Origin of the sequence: Tabrizicola soli (assembly GCF_015999335.1) — a bacterium.
Lineage (GTDB): Bacteria > Pseudomonadota > Alphaproteobacteria > Rhodobacterales > Rhodobacteraceae > Tabrizicola > Tabrizicola soli.
Genome location: NZ_JAEACP010000014.1, coordinates 24,106 through 46,211 on the forward strand (window position 1 = coordinate 24,106; position 22,106 = coordinate 46,211).

Genomic DNA, 22,106 nt, shown 5'->3' on the forward strand with positions numbered 1-22,106 from the left:
ACGCATCCGCAGAGGCTTCCGGATCCAAGGAAAGCGCAGGCGCAAGGCGGGGGTTTCACCCAGCCTACCCCGCCGCCCGCAACCGCTCCCGCTCGCGCTGCAGCCAGAGCACCGTCAGAAGCAGCGGCGCATTGCCGATCTCTCCTGCCGCCACGGCCGCCAGAAGCCGGTCGAAGGGCACCAGCTGCCCGCGGATATCCTCGGCCTCCCCTGCCGCGCCGAACAGCCCCGCCACCCCGTCCGGCAGGTCGCAGGACGCGACGTAGGAATAGAGATATTCCGTCACCGCCCCCGGCGTCGGATAATATTCCGCGACCTTCTCCAGAGCGCCCAGGACCAGCCCCGCCTCCTCCACCGCCTCGCGCCGCGCGGCCGCCTCGGGGGTCTCGCCGGGGTCGATCCGGCCCGCGATCGCCTCCAGCTGCCAGGGCAAGGGGTCACCGCGCCCGAAGGGGCCCATGCGGAACTGCTCGACCAGCAGCACCCGGTCGCGCCGGGGATCATAGGGCAGCACCGTCACCGCATCGCCCGCCACGAAGACCTCGCGCAGCAACCGCGCGCTCCGGCTGCCGTCAAAGCGCGGATGGGTCAGTTGCAGTTCCTCCAGCCCGAAGAACCCCAGATGCGGATGCCGCCGGGCCAGCACCTCGACCGGCCCGCCGCCCCGGCGCAGCCCGGCTTCCGCCGCCGCCATGGCGCGGACCCGGCTTGCCGCCGCCACCCGCAGCGATCCCAGCCGGCGCCGCAGGACCGCGACCGGAATCTCCGGGCAGCACTCCCCGATCAGCTGCAGCAACGCCGCTTCCTCGGCTGCATGCGGGGGCGAGACCTCGCCCTCCAGCCCCAGCACCGCCGCGTAACAGTCCAGCGCGCGGTCGCCTCCGGGGCCTTCCCTCATCTCAACGCCAGCGCCTGTTCGCATTCTCGGCCAGGATCCCGCCGATCACGCCGCCAAGGACCATGGCGCCGATCACGCCGCCGGTGGCCAGCGTCGGCGCCCGCTCCAGCATCCGTCCGAAGATGTCGACGATCGCGTCCAGCGGCCCCTCGTAGCGCATCTTCATCGATTCCTGCAGCATCTCGTAGATCCCGACCACCAGAAGCGAGAAGAAGACCAGCACGATCACCGTCTTCAGCCCTGCCGCGGCCGATTCCAGATAGCCCTTCCCGACCGAGGGCCCCATCACGCGCCAGCCCACGATCGCGCCGATCAGCGCCGCGATCTCGCGTACGCGGCCCACCGCCTCGGCGACGGGCATGTTCTGGACATAGGCGTTGGCGACCAGCCAGCCGACCACCGCAAAGGCGACGGCGGACATGGCCTTGGCTCCGGTCGGCATCTGGGTCGGCATGGACAGTCCTCAGTTCGGGCGCGTCACCGTGATCTGCGTCACGTCGCAGTTTCCACCCTGGAAGGCCCCCGCGCAAGAGGCGAGGTAGAAGTCCCACATCCGCTTGAAGCGGTCGTCGAAGCCCAGCCGCCTTACCTCGCTCCAGCGGTCCGAGAAGCTCTCGTGCCAGCGCCGCAGCGTCAGGCTGTAGCTTTCGCCGAATTCGATGGAGCCCCGGACCCGCAGCCCCGCCCTCTCCACCTCGGCCCGCAGCACCGAGGGCGCGGGCAGCATCCCGCCGGGGAAGACGTATTTCTGGATGAAATCCACGCCGCGCCGATACATCTGCCAGCGTGCATCGGCGACGGTGATGATCTGCAGGGTGGCGTTCCGGCCCGGCTTCAGCCGCTGCCGCAGCCCGTCGAAATAGATTGGCCAGTAGCGTTCGCCCACCGCCTCGAACATCTCGATGCTGGCGATCCCGTCATAGCTGCCGCGCTCGTCGCGATAGTCCTGCAGCCGGATCTCCACCCGGTCCGAAAGCCCGGCGCGGCGGATGCGTTCCACGGCATGATCGTGCTGCGCCCGGCTGATCGTCAGCCCCGTGACCCGCAGGCCCCGCTCTCCGGCGGCATATTCCGCAAAGCCGCCCCAGCCGCAGCCGATCTCCAGCACATGCTCGCCGGGCCTTGCGCCGATCCGGTCGACCATGCTGGCATATTTCCGGCGCTGCGCCGTCTCCAGGCTTTCCTGCGGGCTTTCGAAGATCGCCGAGGAATAGGTCATCGTCTCGTCCAGCCAGAGCCGGTAGAACTCGTTGCCCAAGTCGTAGTGATGCGCGATGTTCTTCTGCGCCTGGCGTTTCGAGTTCGACTGCAGCCAGAACCGCAGCCGCTCCCAGGCGCGCACCAGGCCCAGGCCCGGAAAGCCGTCGCCGACGACGTTGTTCGCCGGCCGCTGGATCAGGTCGAGGAAGGCCTGCAGGTCCGGGCTTTCCCACCAGCCGTCCAGATAGGCGTCGCAGAAGCCCAGGTCGCCCTCCCGCACCAGCCGCGCGAAAAGGTCGGGGTTCACCACCCGGATCTCTGCCGCAAGGCCCGGAGCCCTGCCTTCCGCCCGGAACCGCCGCCCGTCGGGCAGGACGAAATCCAGCCGCCCCTCGCCCAGCCGCCGCGCCGTCTCGAACACCCTGGCGAAGTAGCGCGGCAATCCGCCCTGGCCCTTCACCGTTGTCAAAACCTCCATGGGCCCTCCCCCGGGGTCTCTGTCGATCGCTTCACTTTCACCAAATCAGATGCGTCGCTCAAGCCTTTCGTGCCCCATATGCCGCAAGGGCGGCCGCGCGGCCGCGGGCGAGATCCACCACCGGCGCCGGATAGGGCTGCCCCGCCCGCAGCCCCCAGGACCGCGGCACCGCCCGGAAGAACTCCAGCGCCTCCGGTCCCGGCTCTCTCGACAGTTCCGCGATGAAGCGCAGGCGGTAACGCCCATCCGCATCGAACTTCCCGGCCTGGCCCGCGGGATTGAAGATGCGGAAATAGGGCGCGGCATCGGGCCCCGAGCCCGCAACCCATTGCCATCCCATCGCATTCGCGGCCGGGTCCCAGTCGGTCAGGCAGTCCGCGAACCAGTCGAGACCCACCTTCCAGTGCGTCAGAAGATGCTTGGTCAGATAGCTCGCCGCGATCATCCGCGCCCGGTTGTGCATCGTTCCCGTCACATACATCTCGCGCAGCGCCGCATCGACGAAAGGCTCGCCGGTCACCCCCCGCCGCCAGCATTCGGCATCCGGATTGTCGCCGCGCCAGGGAAAGCTGTCCCACTCCTCCCGCCAGTTGGCGCGGGTGATCTGCGGCGTATGGTGCATCAGGTGATAACTGAACTCGCGCCAGGCGAGTTCGCGCAGGAAGCTTTCCGCCCCCGCCTTGCCCTCGTCCCGCGCCCGCAGGCCTTCGTGCCAGACCTCGCGGATGCCGATCTCGCCATAGGTCAGGTTCTCCGACAGGCGCGAGGTCCCCGCCACGCCTGGAAAGTCCCGCATCTCACCGTAGCGCCCGACCGGCCCCGCCAGGAACGCCCTGAGCCGCTCCCGCGCCGCGCCCTCGCCCACCGCCTGATACCGCGCGACGACTGCCGCCCCGCGGTTCATCGCCCCCCCCAGCCGCCAGTCCTCCAGCTGGTCGCCCGCGGGCCAGGCCGCCACCCCGCGCAGACGCTTCGGAGCCGCCTCCGGCCCCGCGACGCCCATCCCCCGCATCGCCTTCCAGTAGGGCGTGAACACCCGGTAGAAGCTGCCCTGCCCGGTCTCCACCTCCCAGGGCTCGTGCAAGAGATGTCCCGCGAAACTCCGCGCCTCGACCCCTGCCGCCTTCAGCGCCGCCTTCACCGCAGTATCCCGCGCGACCGAGGCCGGGTCATAGAGCCGCGACCACCAGACCCCGCCCGCCCCCGTCTCCGCTACCAAAGCCCGCAGCACCTCCAGCGCCGGCTCCCGCCGCAGCACCAGCCGCACCCCCAGCTCCTCCAGCGCCCGCGCGAAGGCTCCGACCGCCAGGCCCCACCGCCATTTCGGCGCCGCGCCAATCGCTTCCGTCTCCGGGTCCAGGATGACGACCGGCAACAGCGCCCGCCCCGAGGCCGCAGCCGCAGCCAGCATCGGCTGGTCCCCCAGCCGCAGGTCGCGGCGAAACCACAGGATCAACGGTGTCTCGGTCATGCCCCAGCCTTTCCCTTGAATACGCCGGGAACCGGCCGCCGGATCAACCGGGTCTTGCTCTTTTTCCTTATTCCCGGCGGTTTTGGAGGTGGAAGACTCCCAACGCCGTCCCTTGCGCACTCTTCGCGCAAGGGACAAGCGCAAAGGCCTGCGCGCCGGCGCTCCGCCAGGCTGACCTCAGAGCACCCGGTCCAGCGCGGCGATCAGGCGCGCCACTTCCTCGGCGCTGGTGTAATGCGTCCCCGACATCCGCAGTACCCCCTTCGCCCGGTCGATCCCCAGCGCCTCCAGTGGCCGGACCGCGTAGAAATCCCCCGCCCAGCAGGCGATCCCGTTGCGGCCCAACTCCTCGCTGACCGGCTCGGCCGCCCGGTCCAGTTCCACCGCCACCGTCGGCGCCCGCCGCGCCGCGTCGCGGGGGCCGAGGAGCCGCACATCGTTCCGCTGCACCAGATAGTCGAGCAAGGGCTGGATCACCGCCACCTCCTGCGCCCGCATCAGGTCATGCACCCCCCCGTTCCGCGCCACCGCGTCGCCCGAAACCCCATGCCGCGCCGCCAGCGCGTCGATGTAATCCGCCATCCCGGCGCAGGCCGCCACCTGGGCATGGTCCGGCCCCGCCGGGGTATGGCGTTTGTACAGGACCCCGTGGTTGAAGAAATGCGCCTGTCCGGGCAATTCCATCCCGAAGGCCTCGCGGATCACCATGATCCCCTGATGCGGGCCATAGGTCTTGTAGGCCGAGAACAGATACACATCGCAGCCCAGCGCCAGCACATCGGGGAAGCCGTGCGGCGCATAGCTCACCCCGTCCACCACCGTCCGCGCGCCCGCCGCCCTGGCCAGCGCGCAGATCGCCGCCACGTCGTTGATCTCGGCGATCACGTTCGAGCAATGCGGGAAGCATAGCAGCCGCACCTTCCCATCCGCCAGCAGCGCCTCCAGCGCCTCCAGCCCCAGCGAGCCCGTGGCCGGGTCCAGCTTCCACTCCCGGACCTCGATCCCCTCCTCGACCAGACGCCGCCAGACACCCGAGTTCGCCTCGTGGTCCTGGTTCGTCACCACCACCGCGCCGCCGGTCCCCGCCAGCCACTTCCGCGCTGCCTGCGCCAGCACATAGGTGTTCGCGCTGGTCGAGGGTCCGAAGGACACTTCCTCGCGGCGGACCCCCATCATCGCCGCCAGCCGCTCCCGCGCCTCGTCCATCTCGGCCCCGCCCGCCTGCGCCCCCGGATAGGGCCCATAGGGTTGCACCTTGCGGTCGTGGTAGAAGCGGGTCAGCCGGTCCACCACCTGCCGGCAGGGATAGCTTCCCCCCGCATTCTCGAAGAAGGCATGCGAGGACAGCACCGGCGACGAAAACGCCGGGAATTGCGAACGGACGAAGTCGAGATCAAGCGCCATGCGGGCGGCTCCATGTTGGGGCCGCAGGGCCGGGGCGCGCGCAGGGCGGGCGGGCCCGGTCTGCGGCAGGTCTTCCAGCCAGACCCGGGATTGTCTCCCCCCGGGCCAGAGCCGGGACGGCGCCCCGGCATCGCCCACAGGATTAGCCGCGCCACCCCCGGCCCGCAAGCCTCTGCCGCCGCCCGTCCGCGAAACCGGGCCCCGGCCCGGCAGCGCACCACGAAATTTCCCGCAGCGCGCAGATTTCTCTTGTCCTTTTCGCGGCCCCCGCCCAATTTCCGGGCAGGGACGCCGGGTGTGGGGAAGCGCGTCTGCAGGAAAATCGCCACCGGCGGAACGCGCCCTCCCCAGGGCGACGAAAGGAGACCTTCATGAAAAGCAAATCCCTTGCCCTTCTCAGCGCGGCCTCGCTGCTGTCGCTCTCCGTCGCCGCCCGGGCGGCCGATCCGGAGCTGACCGTGCTCGACTGGGCCGGATGGGAAATCGACGGCATGCTCCAGCCCTATGTCGACAAGGTGGGCCAGAAGCCGACCTTCGTCTTCTTCGCCGACGACGACGAGGCGTTCCAGAAGGTTTCCTCCGGCTTCAAGGCCGATGTCGTGCACCCCTGCGCCTCTTCGGTGCCGCGCTACAGGAACGCCGGTCTGATCGAGCCCTGGGATGTCTCGAAGATCCCGGAATTCGCCAACAACCCGGAACGGCTGACCAAGCCCTTCACCGATGCCGAGGGCGTCTGGTTCATCCCGACCGACTATGCCTATACCGCCGTCGCCTACAACGCCGAGACCGTTCCGGCCGAGGATGTTGCCTCGCTCTCGGTCTTCACCAACGAGAAATACGCCGGCCGCCTGGCAATGCCCGACAACACCGATGACGTCTGGTCGCTGGCCTTCCTCGCCACCGGCGTCACCTCCTGGGACAATGTGACGGACGAGCAGTTCCAGGCCGCCGCCGACTGGCTGCGCAAGGTGCACCCGAACATCCGCGCCTACTGGGCCGACCCGTCGGAACTCAGCCAGCTCATGGCCTCGGGCGAGGTGCAGGTCGCCTGGTCCTGGAACGACCCGGTCGCGATCCTGCAGTCGGAAAACTTCCCCGTCGGCTTCAACCGCGCGCCCGCCGAAGGGGCCGCGACCTGGTATTGCGGCTATGTGAACATGAAGGACGGCCCCGGCAACGAGGAGAAGGCCTACGACTTCATCAACTCGATGCTCGCCCCGACCTCGGCCCAGCCGCTTCTCGATGCGATCGGCTATGCGCTTGCCAACGATGCCGCGATGGCCACGATTTCGGAAGATGCGCTGAAGGCGGCCTTCGTCGATCCGATCACCACGACGCTGTTCGTGCAAAGCCCGCCCAGCCCGGAGCTGCGCGAGAAGATGATCGAGGAATTCGAGCTGATCAAGTCGGGCTTCTGAGGCCCGGAAGATCCGGCAACCATGGCGCCCGGGGAATCCTCGGGCGCTTCTTTCTTGGCAGGGGGCAAAGATGCGCCTGGTGAACCGCACCTTCGACGAGTTGGAACCCGGCGACACCGCGGAATTGCGCCGCCTGATCACCGCCGACGACCTTTTCGTCTTTGCCGTCGCCTCGGGCAACTACAACCCGATGCACCTCACCGAAACCGACCTCGACGCCGACGGCCAGACCGAGCGTGTCGCCCCCGGCATGTTCGTGGCCTCGCTCATCTCCGCCGTCCTCGGCACCCAGCTGCCCGGCCCCGGCACCGTCTACCGCCGTCAGGTGCTGGACTTCCACAACCGCGCCCTCGCCGGGCAGGAGGTGGTGGTCCGCGCCCGCGTCCTGTCCAAGGCCGACGGCTTCGTCCGCCTCGCGACCGAGGTCCGCCGCCTTGCCGACGACGCTCCCCTCGTCACCGGCGAGGCCGAGGTCGCTGCGCCCTCCGAACCCTTCGCCGCCGAGGATGTCGAGATTCCCGGCCTCATCGTCCAGCGCCATCGCCATTTCGAGGCGCTCCTCGACCGCGCCCGCCCCCTGCCCGCGCTGCCCACCGCCGTCGTCTGCCCCGACGACACCAATTCGCTGGCCGGCACGCTGATGGCGCGGCGCGAAAGCATCATCACCCCGATCCTCGTCGGCCGCGCCGCCGCGATCCACGCCGCCGCGGCCGAGTTGCACGCCGACCTCTCGGGGATCGAGATCGTCGACGTCGAGACCGACCTCGCCGCCGCCACCCGCGCCTGCGCCCTGGTGCACGAGGGCCGGGTCCAGGCGGTGATGAAGGGCCACCTGCACACCGACGATCTCCTGAAACCCATGGTCGACCGCGACACCGGCCTGCGCATCGGCCGCCGCCTGACCCATGTCTTCGTGATGGATGTCCCCGGCCAGCCCGAGCCGATCCTCGTCACCGACGCCGCGATCAACATCGCGCCCGACCTCCTGACCAAGCAGGACATCTGCCAGAACGCCATCGACCTCGCCCGCTCGCTGGGGATGGATCCGCGCGTGGGCGTGCTCTCGGCCGTCGAGACCGTGAACCCCGCGATCCAGTCCTCGATCGACGCCGCCCTCCTGTCCAAGATGGCCGACCGCGGCCAGATCACCGGCGGCCATGTCGAGGGGCCGCTGGCCATGGACAATGCCATCGACCTCGCCGCCGCCCGCACCAAGGGCCTGCAGGGGTCGGTGGCGGGGCGCGCCAACATCCTCGTTGTGCCGGGCATCGACGCAGGCAACATGCTGGCCAAGCAACTTGCCTTCATGAGCCATGCCGAGGGCGCGGGCCTCGTGCTTGGCGCCAGGGTCCCGGTGATCCTGAATTCGCGCTCCGACAGCCCGATGTCGCGCCTTGCCTCCTGCGCCGTGGCCGCGATCCACAGCCTCGCCAAGGGATAGGGCCGCGCGGCCGCATGCTTGAAGTCATCTCGATCTCCTTCGCCTTCCTCTTCGGCCTCGCGGTGCGCCAGATCGGCCTGCCGCCGCTGATCGGCTATCTGGCGGCAGGTTTCGCGCTCTCGGCCTGGGGCCCCGCCATCGGCCTGCCGCAGGAGACGCGCCCGATCCTCGACCATGTGGCGCATCTGGGGGTGCTGCTCCTTCTGTTCGCGGTCGGGCTGAAGCTCAAGCTCGGCCAGATCACCCAGCCGCAGGTCCTGGGCGGCGCGCTTGGCCATTCGGCGCTCACGACCGCGCTCCTTGGCCCGGTCCTCGCCCTTGCGCTGGGACTCGACTGGTCCGACGCGCTCCTCCTTGCGGTGTCGCTGTCCTTCTCCTCCACCGTCTTCGCCGCCAAGGCGCTCGAGGCGAAGCGCGATCTCGGCACCTTCTACGGCCGCACCGCGATCGGCGTGCTGATCATGCAGGACCTGATCGCGCTGGTCGTCCTTGCCGTCTGGGGCGGCCAGACCCCCAGCCCCTGGGCGCTGCTCCTTCTTGCCATCCCGCTCGTCCGTCCGCTGCTCCACCGCCTGCTCGACCTCGCCGGCCATGACGAGCTGATGGTGCTGGCCGGTCTCCTGCTGGCGCTCGTCCTTGGCGGGGCGGGGTTTCAGGCCCTGGGCCTCAGCTCAGAGATCGGCGCCCTGGCCATGGGCCTGATTCTCTCGACCCACCGCCAGGCCGGAGAGTTGTCGGACGCGCTCTGGTCCCTGCGCGAGGTCTTCCTGGTCGGCTTCTTCCTGCAGATCGGCCTTTCCGGCCTGCCCGACCTGCAGGACCTGGGCTTTGCCGCCGTGCTGGTGCTGATCCTGCCGGCGAAGGCCGCGCTCTTCTTCCTCCTCTTCGTCCGCTTCGGCCTGCGCGCACGCTCGGCCTTCCTAGCGGCGCTGAACCTCGCCACCTACAGCGAGTTCGCCCTGATCGTCTCGGCGACGCTCCTGCCCGACTGGCTGGTGCCGCTGGCCCTGGCCGTCAGCCTGGCCTTCCTGGTCGCGGCCCCGCTCGACCGCCTGGCCCAGCGCCTCTTCGAACGCTTCGAGACCCGGCTCGGCCATTTCGCGCCGCAAAAGCTGCACCGCGACGACCAGCCGGCCCGGCTGGGCGGCGCGGGGGTGCTGATTCTCGGCATGGGCCGTACCGGGACCGCGGCCTATGACCGCCTCTCCGACACCCGCGACGACCTGCTCGGCCTCGATGCCGACAGCTACCGGGTCGCCGCCCACCGGGCCGAGGGGCGCAATGTCCTTCTCGCCGATGTCGAGGATGCGGGCTTCTGGCGCGACCTCGAGCTCGGCCCGCTCGCCGCCGTCCTGCTGGCGATGGACAATGTCGAGGCCAAGGACACCGCCGCCCGGGCGCTCCGGCGCAAGGGGTTCCGCGGCCCGATCATCGCCCATGCGCTTTACGACGACGAACTGCCGCGCCTGCAGAGCGCGGGCGCCACGCATCTGCACCTGGCGATGGCCCAGACCGGGGTGGCACTGGCGGACGAGACCGGCCGCGCGCTGCAGGACACGCCCGCGGCCTGACGGCCGCTTGCGCCCGCCGTTTCGCCTCCCTATATTGGACCTGTCGGGGGCAACCCCGACTATGGCGATAAACGCACCTGTAATAATCGGCTCGGACCCGGGGGCGGTACCCGGCGGCTCCACCAGACCTCCCGTTCGTTGCGGGCGTGTGGGGCCGAAATAGGATCGACGAACGACCAAAGAGGCCAGCTTTCGCTCGGTGAGGTACCACCGTTATCGGTCCATGATCACAGTTGCCAACGACAACCGTGCTCCGGTGGCGCTGGCCGCGTAAGCGGCTCGCAATACCAAACCTAAGCCCTTGCGGGTAGCACCGTAAGGCGGGGTTCGCAGGTACCTGGCAACAGAAACCTGCACCTTCCCGACCGCTCCCCTCGACCGCTCCTCGTTCGCCTCCGGCTTCTCGTCGCCTGGGACCTCCGCGAGGAGTGACGAAGTCATCGACGAGCGATCTGGTCCAGCCGCCCCGCCCATTCCCCCGCGATCCCAAGAGACGAAGACATCGACGAGCGGCCTTGCCAGACCCGCCGCCCCTGCCACATCCTGTCCCATGCTCCGCGCCGCCGCCCTCGCCTGCCTGACCGCCTCGCCCGCCCCGGCCTGCGAGACCGCGCTCATCCTCGCCATCGACGTCTCCGGTTCGATCGACACCGCCGACTACCGGCTCCAGGCCGAAGGCCTCGCTTCAGCCCTCACCGACCCCGAGGTGGCCGAGGCCCTGGTGCGGGACCAGGTGGCCCTTGCCGTGGTGCACTGGTCCGGCATGGACCAGCAGAAGCTCTCCCTGCCCTGGCAGCGGATGCTCTCCCCCGCCTCCGTCGCCGGCTTCGCCACCCGCGCCGCCGCCCTGCCCCGCGCCTACCAGGGCTCGGACACCGCCGTCGGCCAGGCGGTCGACTTCGCCCTCGCGCAATTCGCCGTTGCCGACTGCCGCCGCCATGTCATCGACATCTCCGGCGACGGGCAGGAGAACACCGGCTTCACCGACGCCCGCGCCCGGACCAGGGCCGTGGCTCAGGGCGTCACCATCAACGCCATCGCGATCGAGGAGCCCGGCCCCGCCTTCCCGATCACCAGCTATTACCACAGCCGCATCATCACCCCCGAAGGCTTCACGGTCACCGCGCGCGGCCTGCAGGACTATGCCGAGACGCTGCGCCTGAAACTCCTGCGTGAACTGGCCGAACCGATCGGCTAGCTGTCATCCATCCGTCGCACGCGCCCGCTAGAAGGCCCCCCATGCCCCCAAGCCTGCCCGAGCTCACCCGCACCTTCGCCCGCATCGGCTGCCTCTCCTTCGGCGGCCCGGCGGCGCAGATCGCGCTGATGCACCGGGTGATCCTGGACGAACGGCGCTGGATCTCCGAGGCCGACTACCTGCGCGCGCTTTCGTTCTGCATGCTCCTGCCGGGGCCCGAGGCGATGCAGCTGGCCACCTGGATCGGCTGGCGCATGCATGGCGTGGCGGGCGGGCTGATCGCCGGGGGCCTTTTCGTCCTGCCCGGCGCGCTGGTGATCCTGGCGCTGTCGCTGATCTACGCCGCCGCCGGAGAGGTGCCGCTCGTCGCCGCGCTGTTCACCGGGATCCAGGCCGCCGTCATCGCCATCGTGATCGAGGCGCTGATCCGCGTCTCGCGCCGCGCCCTGCGCTCGGCCGAGGCCTATCTGATCGCCGCCGCCGCATTTGTCGGCCTTTTCCTGCTGAAACTGCCCTTCCCCGCCATCATCCTCGCCGCCGCGCTCTGGGGCTTCCTGCGCACCCGGCCCGGCCTCCGCGACCTCTCCGCCCCGCCGCCGCCCGCCGTGCTTGCCCGTTCGCTCCGGGCGCTGGCGCTCTGGCTCGCGATCTGGCTCCTGCCGCTTGCCGCGCTGATCACCCTCGCCCCCGGCAGGCTGGCCGAAATCGGCATCTTCTTCTCCCGCCTTGCCGTCCTCACCTTTGGCGGGGCCTATGCGATCCTGGCCTGGATGGCGCAGGACGTGGTCGAGGCCAAGGGCTGGCTCACCCTGCCGCAGATGATCGACGGGCTTGGCCTGGCCGAGACGACGCCGGGCCCGCTGATTCTCGTCACCCAGTTCGTCGGCCACATGGCCGGGCAGCAGGTCGGCGGCTGGCCCATGGGCCTGGCCGGTGCCGCAGTCGCGCTCTGGACGACCTTCGTGCCCTCGTTCCTGTTCATCTTCACCTTCGCCCCCTTCATCCAGCGCCTGACCCACATGCCCCGCCTGTCCGGCGCGCTGGCCGCGATCACCGCCGCCGTGGTCGGCGTCATCGCCAATCTCTCGCTCTGGTTCGCGCTGCATGTCCTTTTCGCCAGCGTCTCCGAGGCGACATCCGGCCCCCTCCACCTGGTCTGGCCCGAACCCGCCTCGCTCCGCCCGCTGCCCGCCGCCATCGCCGCGCTGGCCGCTGCGGCGCTGCTCTGCGGACGCTGGCCGCTCCTGCCGGTGCTGGCGCTCTCGGCCGCAATCTCGGCCGGTGCCACCCTTCTTTGACGGAACGGCGACAAACCCGCTGCCGCCCCTTCCCTTGGCCCCTGAATCCCCTATGCTGCAACCCAACCGGGAAAGGACGGCATATGGCGCGCAGCATCGACTATGGCACCCTCATGCACCGGGCGATGCGCGGGCTGATCCAGACCGTCCTGTCCGATGTGGCGCAGCACGGCCTTCCGGGCGCGCATCACTTCTTCATCACCTTCGACACCACCCATCCCGGCGTGGAAATCGCCGACTGGCTGCGCGACCGCTACCCGACCGAGATGACCGTGGTCCTGCAGCACTGGTTCGAGAATCTCGAGGTCGAGGAAGACCTGTTCCGCGTCACCCTGAACTTCGGCAACCAGCCCGAGCCGATGGTGATTCCCTTCGACGCGGTGCGCACCTTCGTCGACCCTTCCGTCGAATTCGGCCTGCGCTTCGAATCGCAGTCCGACGACGAAGAGGAAGACGAGGAGGACGAGATCGAAGTCGAGATCGAGGATTCCGAACCCCGCCGCGATGCCGAGGTCGTCTCGCTCGACAAGTTCCGCAAACAGTGATGACCAGCGACATCGCGCTCTTCCGCCGCCGGCTTCTGAAGAATCCGCGCCAGGTTTCGGCCATTGCGCCATCCTCGCGCACGCTTGCCCGCGCCATGACCCTGGGCCTCGGCCCGCGTTCGGGCCCGGTGGTGGAATTCGGCCCCGGCACCGGCCGCTTCACCGAGGCGATCCTTGCCCGCGGCGTCCTGCCCCGCGACCTGACCCTGTTCGAGCTGGATGAGGAATTCGTTCCCTACCTGCGGCAGAAGTTCCCCGGCGTGACCGTCCACCAGGTCCCCGCGCAAGAGGCCCCGCGCCTTGTCGGCCAGGGCGTCGGCACGGTGATCTCGGGCTTGCCGCTCCTGTCGATGCCGCCCGAGGTGCGCGAGGGCATCATCTCGGCAGCCTTCGCCATCCTCGCCCCGCGCGGCCGGTTCGTCCAGTTCACCTACGGCCCCCGCCCGCCGCTGCCGCCCGAGACCATCACCGCACTCGGCCTCACGGTGGGCAAGGGCAACAAGGTCTGGGCCAACCTGCCGCCCGCCACCGTCTACCGCTTCCGCCGCGGCTGAGCGCGCCCGGCTCGGAGTTCCTTCCGCATCAGCGCAATGCCCGCCGCCACAGGCCGCGAACTCCTGTCTTCCGGACGGGAACCAGGCCACGACCTCGCAGTATGCAACGGCATACCGATTGCTTTCGCCGCCCCCCGGCGCTAAGGGGCGGACAGAGCTTGCGAGGAGATTCCGATGACTGCGACCCGTACCGAAACCGACAGCTTTGGCCCGCTCGAGGTTCCCGCCGACAAATACTGGGGCGCACAGACCCAGCGGTCGATCATCAACTTTCCCATCGGCTGGGAGCGCCAGCCGGTTCCGATCATCCGCGCTCTCGGCGTGATCAAGAAGGCCTGCGCCCGGGTCAACATGGCGCAGGGCGACCTCCCGGCCGAGCTGGGCAACGCCATCCTGGCCGCCGCGACCGAGGTGATCGAGGGCAGGTTCGACGACAACTTCCCGCTGGTGGTCTGGCAGACCGGGTCCGGCACCCAGTCGAACATGAACGCGAACGAGGTGATCTCGAACCGCGCCATCGAGATGCTGGGTGGCGTGAAGGGCTCGAAAAAGCCGGTGCATCCGAACGACCATGTGAACATGGGCCAGTCCTCGAACGACACTTTCCCGACCGCGATGCATGTGGCGATCGGGATGCACACGCGCGACGTCCTGATCCCGGGGCTGGAGAAGCTGTCCAAGGCGCTCTGGGCGAAGTCCAACGAGTTCAAGGACATCATCAAGATCGGCCGCACCCATACTCAGGACGCGACCCCGCTGACGCTGGGCCAGGAATTCTCGGGCTACGCCACCCAGGTCGACAAGGGCATCGCCCGCGTCAAGGCCTGCCTGCCCGACATCTACGAGCTTGCCCAGGGCGGCACCGCCGTCGGCACCGGCCTGAACACCCGCGTCGGCTTCGACGCCCGCGTCGCGGCCGCGATCGCCGAAATCACCGGCCTGCCCTTCGTCACCGCCCCGAACAAGTTCGAGGCGCTGGCCGCGCATGACGCGATGGTCATGTTCTCGGGCGCGCTGAAGACCGTGGCCGGGTCGCTGTTCAAGATCGCCAACGACCTCCGCCTCCTCGGCTCCGGCCCGCGCTCGGGCTTGGGCGAACTGATCCTGCCGGAGAACGAGCCCGGCTCCTCGATCATGCCGGGAAAGGTCAACCCCACCCAGGCCGAAGCCCTGACCATGGTCTGCGCCCATGTCATGGGCAACGACGCCGCCGTGGGCTTCGCCGGCAGCCAGGGGCATTTCGAACTGAACGTCTACAACCCGATGATGAGCTACAACGTGCTGCAGTCGATCCAGCTTCTGGGCGACGCGGCGGGCAGCTTCACCGACAACATGGTGGTGGGAACGCAGGCGAACGTGGCGCGGATAGACCGGCTGATGAAGGAAAGCCTGATGCTGGTGACGGCGCTGGCCCCGACCATCGGCTACGACAACGCGACCAAGGTCGCGAAGACCGCGCACCGGAACGGCACGACGCTCAGGGAAGAGGCCATCGCGCTGGGATTTGTCGACAGCGAGACCTTCGACCGCATCGTGCGGCCCGAGGACATGGTGGGTCCCAAGGGCTGATGGCCGAGCTCGTCAACCTGCGGCAGGCGAAGAAGCAGGCGGCCCGCAAGGCCGCCCGCGTCGCGGCGGACGCCAATGCCGCGAAGCATGGCCGGACCGGGAACTGGAGCAGGCGCGGAACGACAAGGCCGCACGCACGCTGGACGGGCACAAGCGCGATACGGAGTAACCTCCGCTTAACGCAGTTCGGGCAGGCTGCGCGCAGGAGGTGCGCCGATGTCCCATTTGCCCGAAGTGATCTCGCCCGAGAAATGGATCGTCCATCTTTTCTCGGCAAAAAGCGTGGCCGAAGGCGGAACCGTCAGACGCAAGGTCAGCGATGTGGAACGACTGGTCGGCCGCGAACGTTTTCTTCACGAAGTCCTGCGTCGCGGCTTTCGCGTGGTCGAAAATGCGGGTCAGTTTATCATCTTCTGCAACCGGGAACCCGTCCACGTCCTCGCCTGACAGTGCGGCCGTGCGCAAATCTTTTCGAAAAGATTTGCAAAATCGTCGCAGCGTTGCGCTACCCTTCCACCATGACCACCCGCCCCGCCAAGCACTCGCTCACCCTCCACGGCCACCGCACCAGCGTCTCGCTCGAACCGGAGTTCTGGGACGCCTTCCGCACCATCGCCGCCGAACGAGCGACCCCCCTCAACGCCCTGGCCGCCGAAATCGACGCGTTGCGTCGCGGAGAGGAAGGCCTCGCCTCGGCGATCCGGGTCTTCTGCCTGAACCATTACCGGAGACCCTGATGCGCGCCGCCGTCCTTCGTGCCTATCGTGAACCCCTGAGCCTCGATTCCGTCCCCGACCCGGTCTGCGAGGCCGACGGCGTGGTCCTGAAGACGCTCGCCTGTGGCATCTGCCGCTCTGACTGGCACGGCTGGGTCGGCGAGCATCCGAAGGTCACACCCGGCGACATCCCCGGCCACGAATATTGCGGCGAGGTGGTCGAGGCCGGCCCCTTGGCAAAGTGGCGCAAGGGCGATCGGGTCATCGCCCCCTTCATCCTTGCCTGCGGCGACTGTCCCGAGTGCCGGTCGGGCCAGACCACCACCTGCCGGGCGCAGCGCGTGCCCGGCTTCGGCGACCGCGGCGCCTATGCCGAATATGTCTCGGTCCCCCACGCCCACAACCTGACCCGCCTGCCCGATAGCCTCTCGCCCGCCCTCGCCGCAGGCCTCGGCTGCCGCGTCACCACCGCCTTCCACGCCCTCACCGGCCGCGCCGCGCTGCAAGCCGGAGAATGGCTCGCCGTCCACGGCACCGGCGGGATCGGGCTTTCCTGCCTGCTCATCGGCAAGGCGCTCGGCGCGCGGGTGATCGTGGTGGATGTGGTGCCCGAGAAGCTGGCCCATGCCCTGTCGCTGGGCGCCGAGGCCGCATTCGACGCGCGCGACGGCGATGTGGCCGCCCGGATCGTCGACCTGACCGGCGGCGGCGCCCATGTCAGCGTCGAGGCGCTGGGGATCGAGGCCACGGCCAACAACTCGCTGAAATGCCTGCGCCCGCTGGGCCGCCATGTCCAGGTCGGCCTGCCGGTCGGCCATACCGCAGAGATGCGGATCGACATGAACACGCTCTACATGCGGCAACTGGCCGCCTTCGGCACCCGCGGCATGCCTGCCTGGCGCTATCCGACGCTGCTTTCCCTGATCGAGACCGGCCGCATCGACGTGTCCCCGATCGTCGCCCGCACCGTCGCCCTAAGCCAGGCGACCGAGGAACTGCGCGCCTTCGACGGCCCCACCGCCCCCGGAGTCGCGGTCATCACCGATTTCGCCGGCTAACGGGCCACCTCGGCCAGCGTCACCGCCAGGTCGCCATAGCCGGTGAACCGCCGCTCGTACTCCAGCCCCAGACGCGCGGCGCAGTCGCGCGCCTTCAGGTCCAGCGCCGGGTCGTCCCGCTGCGCCTGATAGACCAGCTTGCGGTAGTTGCCGAAATACATGTCCCGCAACTGGGGGTGCCGGTCGAGGCCCATCGGCCGCCAGACGAAGGCATCGAACTGGCGCACCAGGAAATCGGTCAGGTAGAAAGCGTCGAACTCGCTGTCGGCGTGCTCGGCAAAAACCGCGTTGCCCTCGAAGAAGGAATAGCAATGCGGGCCCGCGACCATCTCGACGCCCAGCTCGCGGCATTTCTCCTGCAGAAGGCCCCCGGTGCCGCAATCGGCATAGACGACGAAGACCGTCTCGTAGCGCCCGCGCGCCTCGTCCACCGCCGCCTCGACCGCAGGCGGGATCCGGTCCGGCCAGAGGTGCAGGTTCGCCGGCAGGCATTGCAGGTCGATATGCGTCCAGCCGTTCGCGGCCTTCAGCGCCAGGATCTCGTGCGCCAGCGCCCCGCAGGCGATCAGCAGGATGCGGCCCGCGCGCTGCGGCGCCAGGCCGGTTTCCGAAAGCGTCAGATCATCCATGGATCACCCCGCGACGGGCAGGTCAGCGGCTGACCCGCGTCCAGGCCAGGATCACGCTGGCCGAAAGCGCCGCGAACATCAGCGCCACGAAGGGAAGGCCGGTATGGAAGGCCAGCCAGAGGGTCAGGGCGGCGGCGAGAATCACCAGCGCGATCAGTCCCAGGAAATGCGTCAGCGGCATGGCGTGTCCCCCTTGCCACCAATCTGTGCCCTGACCCGGCCAGGGACAAGCCCCGGCCGGATCACAGCGCCGTGCGTCAGGCGCCGAGCTGGTTGTGCTTGCGCGCCACGAACTGCTTGGCAGTCTCCACCGCCACGGCGGCGTCGCGGCAATAGGCGTCGGCGCCGATCGCCTTGCCGAACTCCTCGTTCAGCGGGGCCCCGCCGACCAGGACGACATAGTCCTCGCGCATGCCCTTTTCCTTCAGCGTGTCGATCACGACCTTCATGTAGGGCATCGTGGTGGTCAGAAGCGCAGACATGCCCAGGATGTCGGGCTGCTCCTTCTCCAGCGCTTCCAGATATTTCTCGACCGCGTTGTTGATGCCCAGGTCCACGACCTCGAAGCCCGCGCCTTCCATCATCATCGCGACAAGGTTCTTGCCGATGTCGTGGATGTCGCCCTTGACGGTGCCGATCACCATCTTGCCCATGCGCGGCGCCCCGGTCTCGACCAGAAGCGGTTTCAGGATCTGCATCCCCGCCTTCATCGCGTTCGCCGCCAGCAGCACTTCCGGCACGAAAAGGATGCCGTCGCGGAAGTCGGCGCCGACGATGGTCATGCCGGCGACCAGCGCCTTGGTCAGGACGTCATAGGGCGTCCAGCCGCGCTCGATCAGGATGTTGACGCCTTCTTCGATCTCTTCCTTGAGACCGTCGTAAAGGTCGTCGTGCATCTGCAGCACAAGCTCGTCATCCGACAATTCGGAGAGGATGATTTCGTCGTCGGCCATGGCGCGCGCTCCAAGCGGAAGGATCTTGTCCCCGTGAATGGCCGCAAACCCGGCCGCTCACTATTCGCCAAACGACATACACCGAATGAAAGCCGACAGAAAGCCGACAGATGGTTGGGGCGGGCGGGAAAGTGCTGGCTTTTGTTCTTGTTTTGTTCTAGAGTTGCGTCATGAGCGACAGCAGCATCCTTCCCGGCCGGTGCCTGCGGGCGCGGGGGGCCGGCAGCAATCGCGCCGGCCGGTATGAGGCGGTGACGCAGGACGCCTTCGACGACGGCTGGGACCTGTCCGAGGAGGAACGGCTGGTTGCGACCGAGGTCCGGCTGGAACGTCCGCGTTCGGCCCTGACCTTCAACCGCTCACCGGACGTGCCCTTCGACCGCTCGATCAACCCCTATCGCGGCTGCGAGCATGGCTGCATCTACTGCTTCGCCCGCCCGACCCATGCCTGGCTCAACCTCTCCCCCGGCCTCGATTTCGAGACAAGGCTGATCGCCCGTCCCGGCATCGCCGCCGTCCTCGACCATGAACTCCGCCGCCCCGCCTACAAGGTCGCGCCGGTGGCCATCGGCACCAACACCGACGCCTACCAGCCGGTGGAGCGCGAGCACGGCCTGATGCGCGAGATCCTGACCGTGCTTTCGGCCTTCCGCCACCCGGTCTGGATCACCACGCGCGGCACGCTGGTCGAGCGTGACATCGACCTGATCGCCCCCCTGGCCGCGCAGGGCCTCGCCTCGGTCTCGGTCTCGGTCACCACCCTCGACGCGGGCCTCGCCCGGCGGATGGAGCCGCGCGCCCCTGCCCCCGCCAGGCGGCTGCAGATCATCCGGGCGCTCGCGGCCGCGGGTATCCCGGTCCGGGTCCAGGTCTCGCCGCTGATTCCAGCCCTGACCGACCATGAGCTCGAGGCCGTGATGCAGGCCGCCCGTGATGCTGGCGCGCGGCAGGCCAACGCCATCCCCCTGCGCCTCCCGCAGGAAGTGGCGGGGCTCTTCCGCGACTGGCTCGAAACGACCTTCCCCGACCGCGCCGCCCGGGTCATGGGCCGGGTGCGCGAGTTGCACGGCGGGCGCGACTATGACCCAGACTTCGGCAAGAGGATGCGCGGCCAGGGCCTCTGGGCCGAGTTGATCCACCGCCGCGCCGATCTCGCGCGCCGAAGGCTCGGCATGGCCGAGGGTCTTGCGCCCCTGCGCACCGACCTTTTCGCCCCGCCGCCACGGCCCGGGGACCAGTTGTCGCTCTTCTGACCGCCGCGGCCGGGCGCAAATCTTTTCGAAAAGATTTGCAAAATCCTTCGAAGGATTTTGGCCCGCGCCCCGCCCTACCCCCGCCGGCCGCGCCGTTCGCGCCGAGGCTCGCCCTCGCCCGTGCCATCCGAGGCCGAGGAGAAGCCGCCCAGCTTGGCCGAGATATCCTCCAGCGTCGGGCGCGGCCCCTTGGGCCGGGTCTCCAGCGCCTGGCGCATCGCGCGCAGATGCTCGGGCATAGTGCCGCAGCAGCCGCCTATGATCCGCACGCCCGCATCCCGCGCCAGCACCGCATATTCCGCCATCAGCTCCGGCGTGCCGTCGTAATGGATATGGCCGTCATGGTATTTCGGGATCCCGGCATTGCCCTTGGCGATGATCGGCCGCGCCGTCCCCGTCGAGGCAAAGCCCAGCACAGTGCGCATCAGGTCGCTCGCCCCCACGCCGCAATTCGCGCCGAAGGCGATCGGTGGATTCGGCAGCTTCTCCACCAGTTCGGCCAGCGCGGCCGAGGTCACGCCCATCATCGTCCGGCCCGCCGTGTCGAAACTCATGGTGCCGCACCAAGGCATCCCCGCCCGTGCTGCGGCCTCGGCCGCCGCCTTGAATTCCTCGGGCGCGCTGATCGTCTCGACCCAGAGGACATCGGCGCCGCCCTCCTTCAGCCCCTCGGCCTGTTCGTGGAAGATCTCGACCGCTGTGGCATGGGTCAGGCTGCCCATCGGCTCGAAGATCTCGCCCGTCGGACCGACCGACCCCGCGACCACCACCGGCCGGCCCGCCGCATCGGCGATCTCGCGCCCCAGTTCCGCGCCGATCCGGTTCAGCTCGCGCACCCGGCCTTGCGCGTTGTGCAGCTTCAGCCGCGCGGCATTGCCGCCGAAGGTATTGGTCAGGAACAGGTCCGATCCGGCCTCGACCGCGCCTCGATACAGCTGGCGGATGTTGTCGGGCTTGTCGACGTTCCACAGTTCCGGCGGCTCGCCCGAGGAAAGCCCCATGTTGAACAGGTTGGTGCCCGTGGCCCCGTCGGCCATCAGCCAGTCGCGGTCGGCAAGCATCCGGGAAAGCGCGTCGGTCATTCGGTCAGGGCCCTTCGATTGGCTAAGCATGACGAAACCCTTGCCACGTCACCGGGGCAAGGGCAATTTCATAATCCGCATGTCGACTTGCGCCCGGCCGCAACTTGGCGCCGGGCCGGGGGTCAGAGTTCGGCCAGCAGCTGCGCCTTGGCCACCGGCAGAAGCTCCTTCAGCTTGGCCCGCACCTCGTCCGCGCTGGCCTTGCCGGCGAGATCGGCCACGACCTTGCGCACCACATCCTCGTCGCCCGCTTCCTCGAAGTCGGCACTCACCACGTCCAGCGCATAGGCGTCGGCGGCTTCCCCGGTCTTGCCCATCAGCCCGGCGGCCCAGAGACCCACCAGCTTGTTCCGGCGCGCCTCGGCCCGGAACTGCATCTCGCTGTCATGGGCAAACTTGGCCTCGAAGGCGGTTTCGCGATCGTCGAAGGTGGTCATGGGGGCCCCCAAGGTTGGCGTTTCCTCCCATATGCCCCTCCCCCGGCCATGCCGCAAGCCCCCATGCGGGCCCTCGCGCCTTGCGACAGGGCCACCCTTGGACTATAGGCCAAGGGAACACCCCCGGGACCATCGGCCCCATGCGGGGACCCGTTGGCGGAGCAGGCATGGCACGGCGCAAGAAGGTCTACGAAGGCAAGGCGAAGATCCTTTACGAAGGCCCCGAACCCGGAACGCTGATCCAGTATTTCAAGGACGACAGCGCCCCCACCGTCGCCGCCCCGGCCACGCTGGAAGGCAAGGGCGTCCTGAACAACCGCCTGTCCGAGTTCTTCATGGCCGGGCTGAACCAGATCGGCGTGCCGACGCATTTCATCCGCCGGCTGAACATGCGCGAGCAGCTCGTGCGCATGGCCGAGATCGTCCCGCTGGAAGTCGTGGTGCGCAATTTCTCGGCCGGGCCGATGACCGCACGGCTCGGCATCCCCGAGGGCACGCAGCTTCCCCGGCCGATCGTGGAATACTACTACAAGGACGACCGCCTGAATTCGCCCCTTGTGGCCGAGGAGCACATCGTCGCCTTCGGCTGGGCCAACCAGCAGGACCTCGACGACATCGTGGCGCTGGCCCTGCGGGTGAACGATTTCCTCTCGGGCGTGATGATGGGCGTCGGCATCCGGCTCGCGGATTTCAAGATCGAGGTCGGCCGGATCTGGGAGGGCGATTTCATGCGCCTGATCGTCGCCGACGAGATCAGCCCCGACAGCTGCCGCCTGTGGGACATGCGCCTGCCCGAACGGCCCGACGGCTCGGCCCCCGAACCGCAGCCGCTGGCGGACGTCTATACGGAACTGGCGCGGCGGCTGGGCGTGATGCCCTCGAACGTCACCCATACGACGAAGCCCACGCTGATCAACTGAACCCGCCCTTGCC

Annotated in this window: 23 protein-coding genes, 1 other RNA gene and 1 pseudogene; 15 read left to right on the plus strand and 10 right to left on the minus strand. The window is 68.7% G+C overall.

The annotated features are described in order from the left end of the window. Positions 1-64: 64 nt before the first annotated feature. From I7S92_RS13935 to I7S92_RS13955, 5 genes are all read right to left on the minus strand, one after another. Positions 65-898, minus strand: coding sequence for an NUDIX domain-containing protein (locus I7S92_RS13935; protein WP_277922968.1), 834 nt, complete (start codon positions 896-898; stop codon positions 65-67). 1 nt (position 899) lies between these two features. Then, entirely contained in the window at positions 900-1,352 is a 453-nt protein-coding gene (locus I7S92_RS13940) for a TrgA family protein (protein ID WP_197645371.1), read from the minus strand. Between the two features lie 9 nt (positions 1,353-1,361). Continuing rightward, positions 1,362-2,576, minus strand: a complete 1,215-nt coding sequence (locus I7S92_RS13945) for an SAM-dependent methyltransferase (protein WP_197645372.1) — start codon at positions 2,574-2,576, stop codon at positions 1,362-1,364. A gap of 58 nt (positions 2,577-2,634) precedes the next feature. After that, positions 2,635-4,047 carry a cryptochrome/photolyase family protein gene (locus I7S92_RS13950; protein ID WP_197645373.1) on the minus strand — a complete coding sequence of 471 codons (1,413 nt, stop codon included), beginning with the start codon at positions 4,045-4,047 and terminating at the stop codon, positions 2,635-2,637. Between the two features lie 177 nt (positions 4,048-4,224). After that, on the minus strand, positions 4,225-5,451 hold the full coding sequence (locus I7S92_RS13955) for an aminotransferase class V-fold PLP-dependent enzyme (protein WP_197645374.1): 1,227 nt from the start codon (positions 5,449-5,451) through the stop codon (positions 4,225-4,227). A gap of 371 nt (positions 5,452-5,822) precedes the next feature. On the opposite strand from I7S92_RS13955, the gene I7S92_RS13960 reads away from it, so the two are divergent. From I7S92_RS13960 to I7S92_RS14020, 13 genes and pseudogenes are all read left to right on the plus strand, one after another. Then, positions 5,823-6,869, plus strand: a complete 1,047-nt coding sequence (locus I7S92_RS13960) for an ABC transporter substrate-binding protein (RefSeq protein ID WP_197645375.1) — start codon at positions 5,823-5,825, stop codon at positions 6,867-6,869. A gap of 70 nt (positions 6,870-6,939) precedes the next feature. Further along, positions 6,940-8,310 (plus strand): bifunctional enoyl-CoA hydratase/phosphate acetyltransferase, encoded by a 1,371-nt coding sequence (locus tag I7S92_RS13965; protein WP_197645376.1) that lies wholly within the window; start codon positions 6,940-6,942, stop codon positions 8,308-8,310. A gap of 14 nt (positions 8,311-8,324) precedes the next feature. Next, complete coding sequence (locus I7S92_RS13970) at positions 8,325-9,881, plus strand: cation:proton antiporter domain-containing protein (RefSeq protein WP_197645377.1); 1,557 nt, start codon at positions 8,325-8,327, stop codon at positions 9,879-9,881. Between the two features lie 3 nt (positions 9,882-9,884). Beyond that, positions 9,885-10,239, plus strand: a transfer-messenger RNA (tmRNA) gene (ssrA, locus tag I7S92_RS13975). A 192-nt stretch (positions 10,240-10,431) separates the two neighbouring features. Next, positions 10,432-11,079, plus strand: a complete 648-nt coding sequence (locus I7S92_RS13980; RefSeq protein WP_197645378.1) for a DUF1194 domain-containing protein — start codon at positions 10,432-10,434, stop codon at positions 11,077-11,079. A 41-nt stretch (positions 11,080-11,120) separates the two neighbouring features. Beyond that, complete coding sequence (gene chrA / locus I7S92_RS13985; protein WP_197645380.1) at positions 11,121-12,377, plus strand: chromate efflux transporter; 1,257 nt, start codon at positions 11,121-11,123, stop codon at positions 12,375-12,377. A gap of 83 nt (positions 12,378-12,460) precedes the next feature. Beyond that, positions 12,461-12,922, plus strand: a complete 462-nt coding sequence (locus I7S92_RS13990; protein WP_197645382.1) for an SspB family protein — start codon at positions 12,461-12,463, stop codon at positions 12,920-12,922. Next, positions 12,922-13,476 (plus strand): class I SAM-dependent methyltransferase, encoded by a 555-nt coding sequence (locus I7S92_RS13995; protein ID WP_197645384.1) that lies wholly within the window; start codon positions 12,922-12,924, stop codon positions 13,474-13,476. Before I7S92_RS13990 ends, I7S92_RS13995 begins: the two co-directional genes overlap by 1 nt. A 174-nt stretch (positions 13,477-13,650) precedes the next feature. Beyond that, a complete protein-coding gene (fumC, locus tag I7S92_RS14000; protein WP_197645386.1) occupies positions 13,651-15,045 on the plus strand; it encodes a class II fumarate hydratase in 1,395 nt (464 codons plus the stop codon). Continuing rightward, positions 15,045-15,131 (plus strand): annotated as a pseudogene (locus tag I7S92_RS23500) (DUF4169 family protein); the annotation flags it as partial. The gene fumC and the pseudogene I7S92_RS23500, both read left to right, overlap by 1 nt. A 130-nt stretch (positions 15,132-15,261) precedes the next feature. Beyond that, complete coding sequence (locus I7S92_RS14010; protein ID WP_197645387.1) at positions 15,262-15,492, plus strand: N-(5'-phosphoribosyl)anthranilate isomerase; 231 nt, start codon at positions 15,262-15,264, stop codon at positions 15,490-15,492. A 71-nt stretch (positions 15,493-15,563) separates the two neighbouring features. Further along, complete coding sequence (locus tag I7S92_RS14015; protein WP_197645574.1) at positions 15,564-15,782, plus strand: ribbon-helix-helix domain-containing protein; 219 nt, start codon at positions 15,564-15,566, stop codon at positions 15,780-15,782. Then, positions 15,782-16,819 (plus strand): zinc-dependent alcohol dehydrogenase family protein, encoded by a 1,038-nt coding sequence (locus I7S92_RS14020; RefSeq protein ID WP_197645389.1) that lies wholly within the window; start codon positions 15,782-15,784, stop codon positions 16,817-16,819. Before I7S92_RS14015 ends, I7S92_RS14020 begins: the two co-directional genes overlap by 1 nt. Here the strand turns inward: I7S92_RS14020 and I7S92_RS14025 are convergent. The 3 genes from I7S92_RS14025 to I7S92_RS14035 all read right to left on the minus strand — a co-directional run bounded on the left by I7S92_RS14025 (position 16,816) and on the right by I7S92_RS14035 (position 18,401). Continuing rightward, entirely contained in the window at positions 16,816-17,448 is a 633-nt protein-coding gene (locus I7S92_RS14025; protein ID WP_197645391.1) for a DUF1638 domain-containing protein, read from the minus strand. The genes I7S92_RS14020 and I7S92_RS14025 overlap by 4 nt on opposite strands. A 22-nt stretch (positions 17,449-17,470) precedes the next feature. Continuing rightward, the gene (locus tag I7S92_RS14030; protein WP_197645393.1) at positions 17,471-17,629 is read right to left on the minus strand and encodes a hypothetical protein; all 159 of its coding nucleotides are present in this window, start codon (positions 17,627-17,629) and stop codon (positions 17,471-17,473) included. Positions 17,630-17,705: 76 nt separating this feature from the next. After that, the gene (locus I7S92_RS14035; protein ID WP_197645395.1) at positions 17,706-18,401 is read right to left on the minus strand and encodes a corrinoid protein; all 696 of its coding nucleotides are present in this window, start codon (positions 18,399-18,401) and stop codon (positions 17,706-17,708) included. 170 nt (positions 18,402-18,571) lie between these two features. Here I7S92_RS14035 and I7S92_RS14040 point away from each other — a divergent pair, with 170 nt between their 5' ends. After that, positions 18,572-19,654, plus strand: a complete 1,083-nt coding sequence (locus I7S92_RS14040; RefSeq protein ID WP_197645397.1) for a PA0069 family radical SAM protein — start codon at positions 18,572-18,574, stop codon at positions 19,652-19,654. A 74-nt stretch (positions 19,655-19,728) separates the two neighbouring features. On the opposite strand, the gene bmt is transcribed toward I7S92_RS14040, so the two are convergent. Next, on the minus strand, positions 19,729-20,736 hold the full coding sequence (gene bmt / locus I7S92_RS14045; RefSeq protein ID WP_197645400.1) for a betaine--homocysteine S-methyltransferase: 1,008 nt from the start codon (positions 20,734-20,736) through the stop codon (positions 19,729-19,731). A 122-nt stretch (positions 20,737-20,858) separates the two neighbouring features. After that, positions 20,859-21,173: a DUF1476 domain-containing protein gene (locus I7S92_RS14050; protein WP_197645402.1), complete on the minus strand. Its 315-nt coding sequence runs from the start codon at positions 21,171-21,173 to the stop codon at positions 20,859-20,861. Between the two features lie 167 nt (positions 21,174-21,340). Between I7S92_RS14050 and I7S92_RS14055 the strand changes: the two genes are divergently transcribed. After that, positions 21,341-22,093, plus strand: coding sequence for a phosphoribosylaminoimidazolesuccinocarboxamide synthase (locus I7S92_RS14055; protein WP_197645404.1), 753 nt, complete (start codon positions 21,341-21,343; stop codon positions 22,091-22,093). Positions 22,094-22,106: the final 13 nt, after the last annotated feature.

What these genes read in the sequence shown, in the direction of transcription:
- I7S92_RS14025 (WP_197645391.1), bottom strand. Translation starts at nt 17,448, where the DNA reads ATGGATGATCTGACGCTTTCGGAAACCGGCCTGGCGCCGCAGCGCGCG.
- I7S92_RS14030 (WP_197645393.1), bottom strand. Translation starts at nt 17,629, where the DNA reads ATGCCGCTGACGCATTTCCTGGGACTGATCGCGCTGGTGATTCTCGCC.
- I7S92_RS14020 (WP_197645389.1), top strand. Translation starts at nt 15,782, where the DNA reads ATGCGCGCCGCCGTCCTTCGTGCCTATCGTGAACCCCTGAGCCTCGAT.
- I7S92_RS14035 (WP_197645395.1), bottom strand. Translation starts at nt 18,401, where the DNA reads ATGGCCGACGACGAAATCATCCTCTCCGAATTGTCGGATGACGAGCTT.
- I7S92_RS13940 (WP_197645371.1), bottom strand. Translation starts at nt 1,352, where the DNA reads ATGCCGACCCAGATGCCGACCGGAGCCAAGGCCATGTCCGCCGTCGCC.
- I7S92_RS13955 (WP_197645374.1), bottom strand. Translation starts at nt 5,451, where the DNA reads ATGGCGCTTGATCTCGACTTCGTCCGTTCGCAATTCCCGGCGTTTTCG.
- I7S92_RS13945 (WP_197645372.1), bottom strand. Translation starts at nt 2,576, where the DNA reads ATGGAGGTTTTGACAACGGTGAAGGGCCAGGGCGGATTGCCGCGCTAC.
- I7S92_RS13995 (WP_197645384.1), top strand. Translation starts at nt 12,922, where the DNA reads ATGACCAGCGACATCGCGCTCTTCCGCCGCCGGCTTCTGAAGAATCCG.
- I7S92_RS13960 (WP_197645375.1), top strand. Translation starts at nt 5,823, where the DNA reads ATGAAAAGCAAATCCCTTGCCCTTCTCAGCGCGGCCTCGCTGCTGTCG.
- I7S92_RS14055 (WP_197645404.1), top strand. Translation starts at nt 21,341, where the DNA reads ATGGCACGGCGCAAGAAGGTCTACGAAGGCAAGGCGAAGATCCTTTAC.
- I7S92_RS13970 (WP_197645377.1), top strand. Translation starts at nt 8,325, where the DNA reads ATGCTTGAAGTCATCTCGATCTCCTTCGCCTTCCTCTTCGGCCTCGCG.
- I7S92_RS13935 (WP_277922968.1), bottom strand. Translation starts at nt 898, where the DNA reads ATGAGGGAAGGCCCCGGAGGCGACCGCGCGCTGGACTGTTACGCGGCG.
- fumC (WP_197645386.1), top strand. Translation starts at nt 13,651, where the DNA reads ATGACTGCGACCCGTACCGAAACCGACAGCTTTGGCCCGCTCGAGGTT.
- I7S92_RS13950 (WP_197645373.1), bottom strand. Translation starts at nt 4,047, where the DNA reads ATGACCGAGACACCGTTGATCCTGTGGTTTCGCCGCGACCTGCGGCTG.
- I7S92_RS14010 (WP_197645387.1), top strand. Translation starts at nt 15,262, where the DNA reads ATGTCCCATTTGCCCGAAGTGATCTCGCCCGAGAAATGGATCGTCCAT.
- I7S92_RS13965 (WP_197645376.1), top strand. Translation starts at nt 6,940, where the DNA reads ATGCGCCTGGTGAACCGCACCTTCGACGAGTTGGAACCCGGCGACACC.
- I7S92_RS14015 (WP_197645574.1), top strand. Translation starts at nt 15,564, where the DNA reads ATGACCACCCGCCCCGCCAAGCACTCGCTCACCCTCCACGGCCACCGC.
- I7S92_RS14050 (WP_197645402.1), bottom strand. Translation starts at nt 21,173, where the DNA reads ATGACCACCTTCGACGATCGCGAAACCGCCTTCGAGGCCAAGTTTGCC.
- I7S92_RS13990 (WP_197645382.1), top strand. Translation starts at nt 12,461, where the DNA reads ATGGCGCGCAGCATCGACTATGGCACCCTCATGCACCGGGCGATGCGC.
- chrA (WP_197645380.1), top strand. Translation starts at nt 11,121, where the DNA reads ATGCCCCCAAGCCTGCCCGAGCTCACCCGCACCTTCGCCCGCATCGGC.
- I7S92_RS13980 (WP_197645378.1), top strand. Translation starts at nt 10,432, where the DNA reads ATGCTCCGCGCCGCCGCCCTCGCCTGCCTGACCGCCTCGCCCGCCCCG.
- I7S92_RS14040 (WP_197645397.1), top strand. Translation starts at nt 18,572, where the DNA reads ATGAGCGACAGCAGCATCCTTCCCGGCCGGTGCCTGCGGGCGCGGGGG.
- bmt (WP_197645400.1), bottom strand. Translation starts at nt 20,736, where the DNA reads ATGACCGACGCGCTTTCCCGGATGCTTGCCGACCGCGACTGGCTGATG.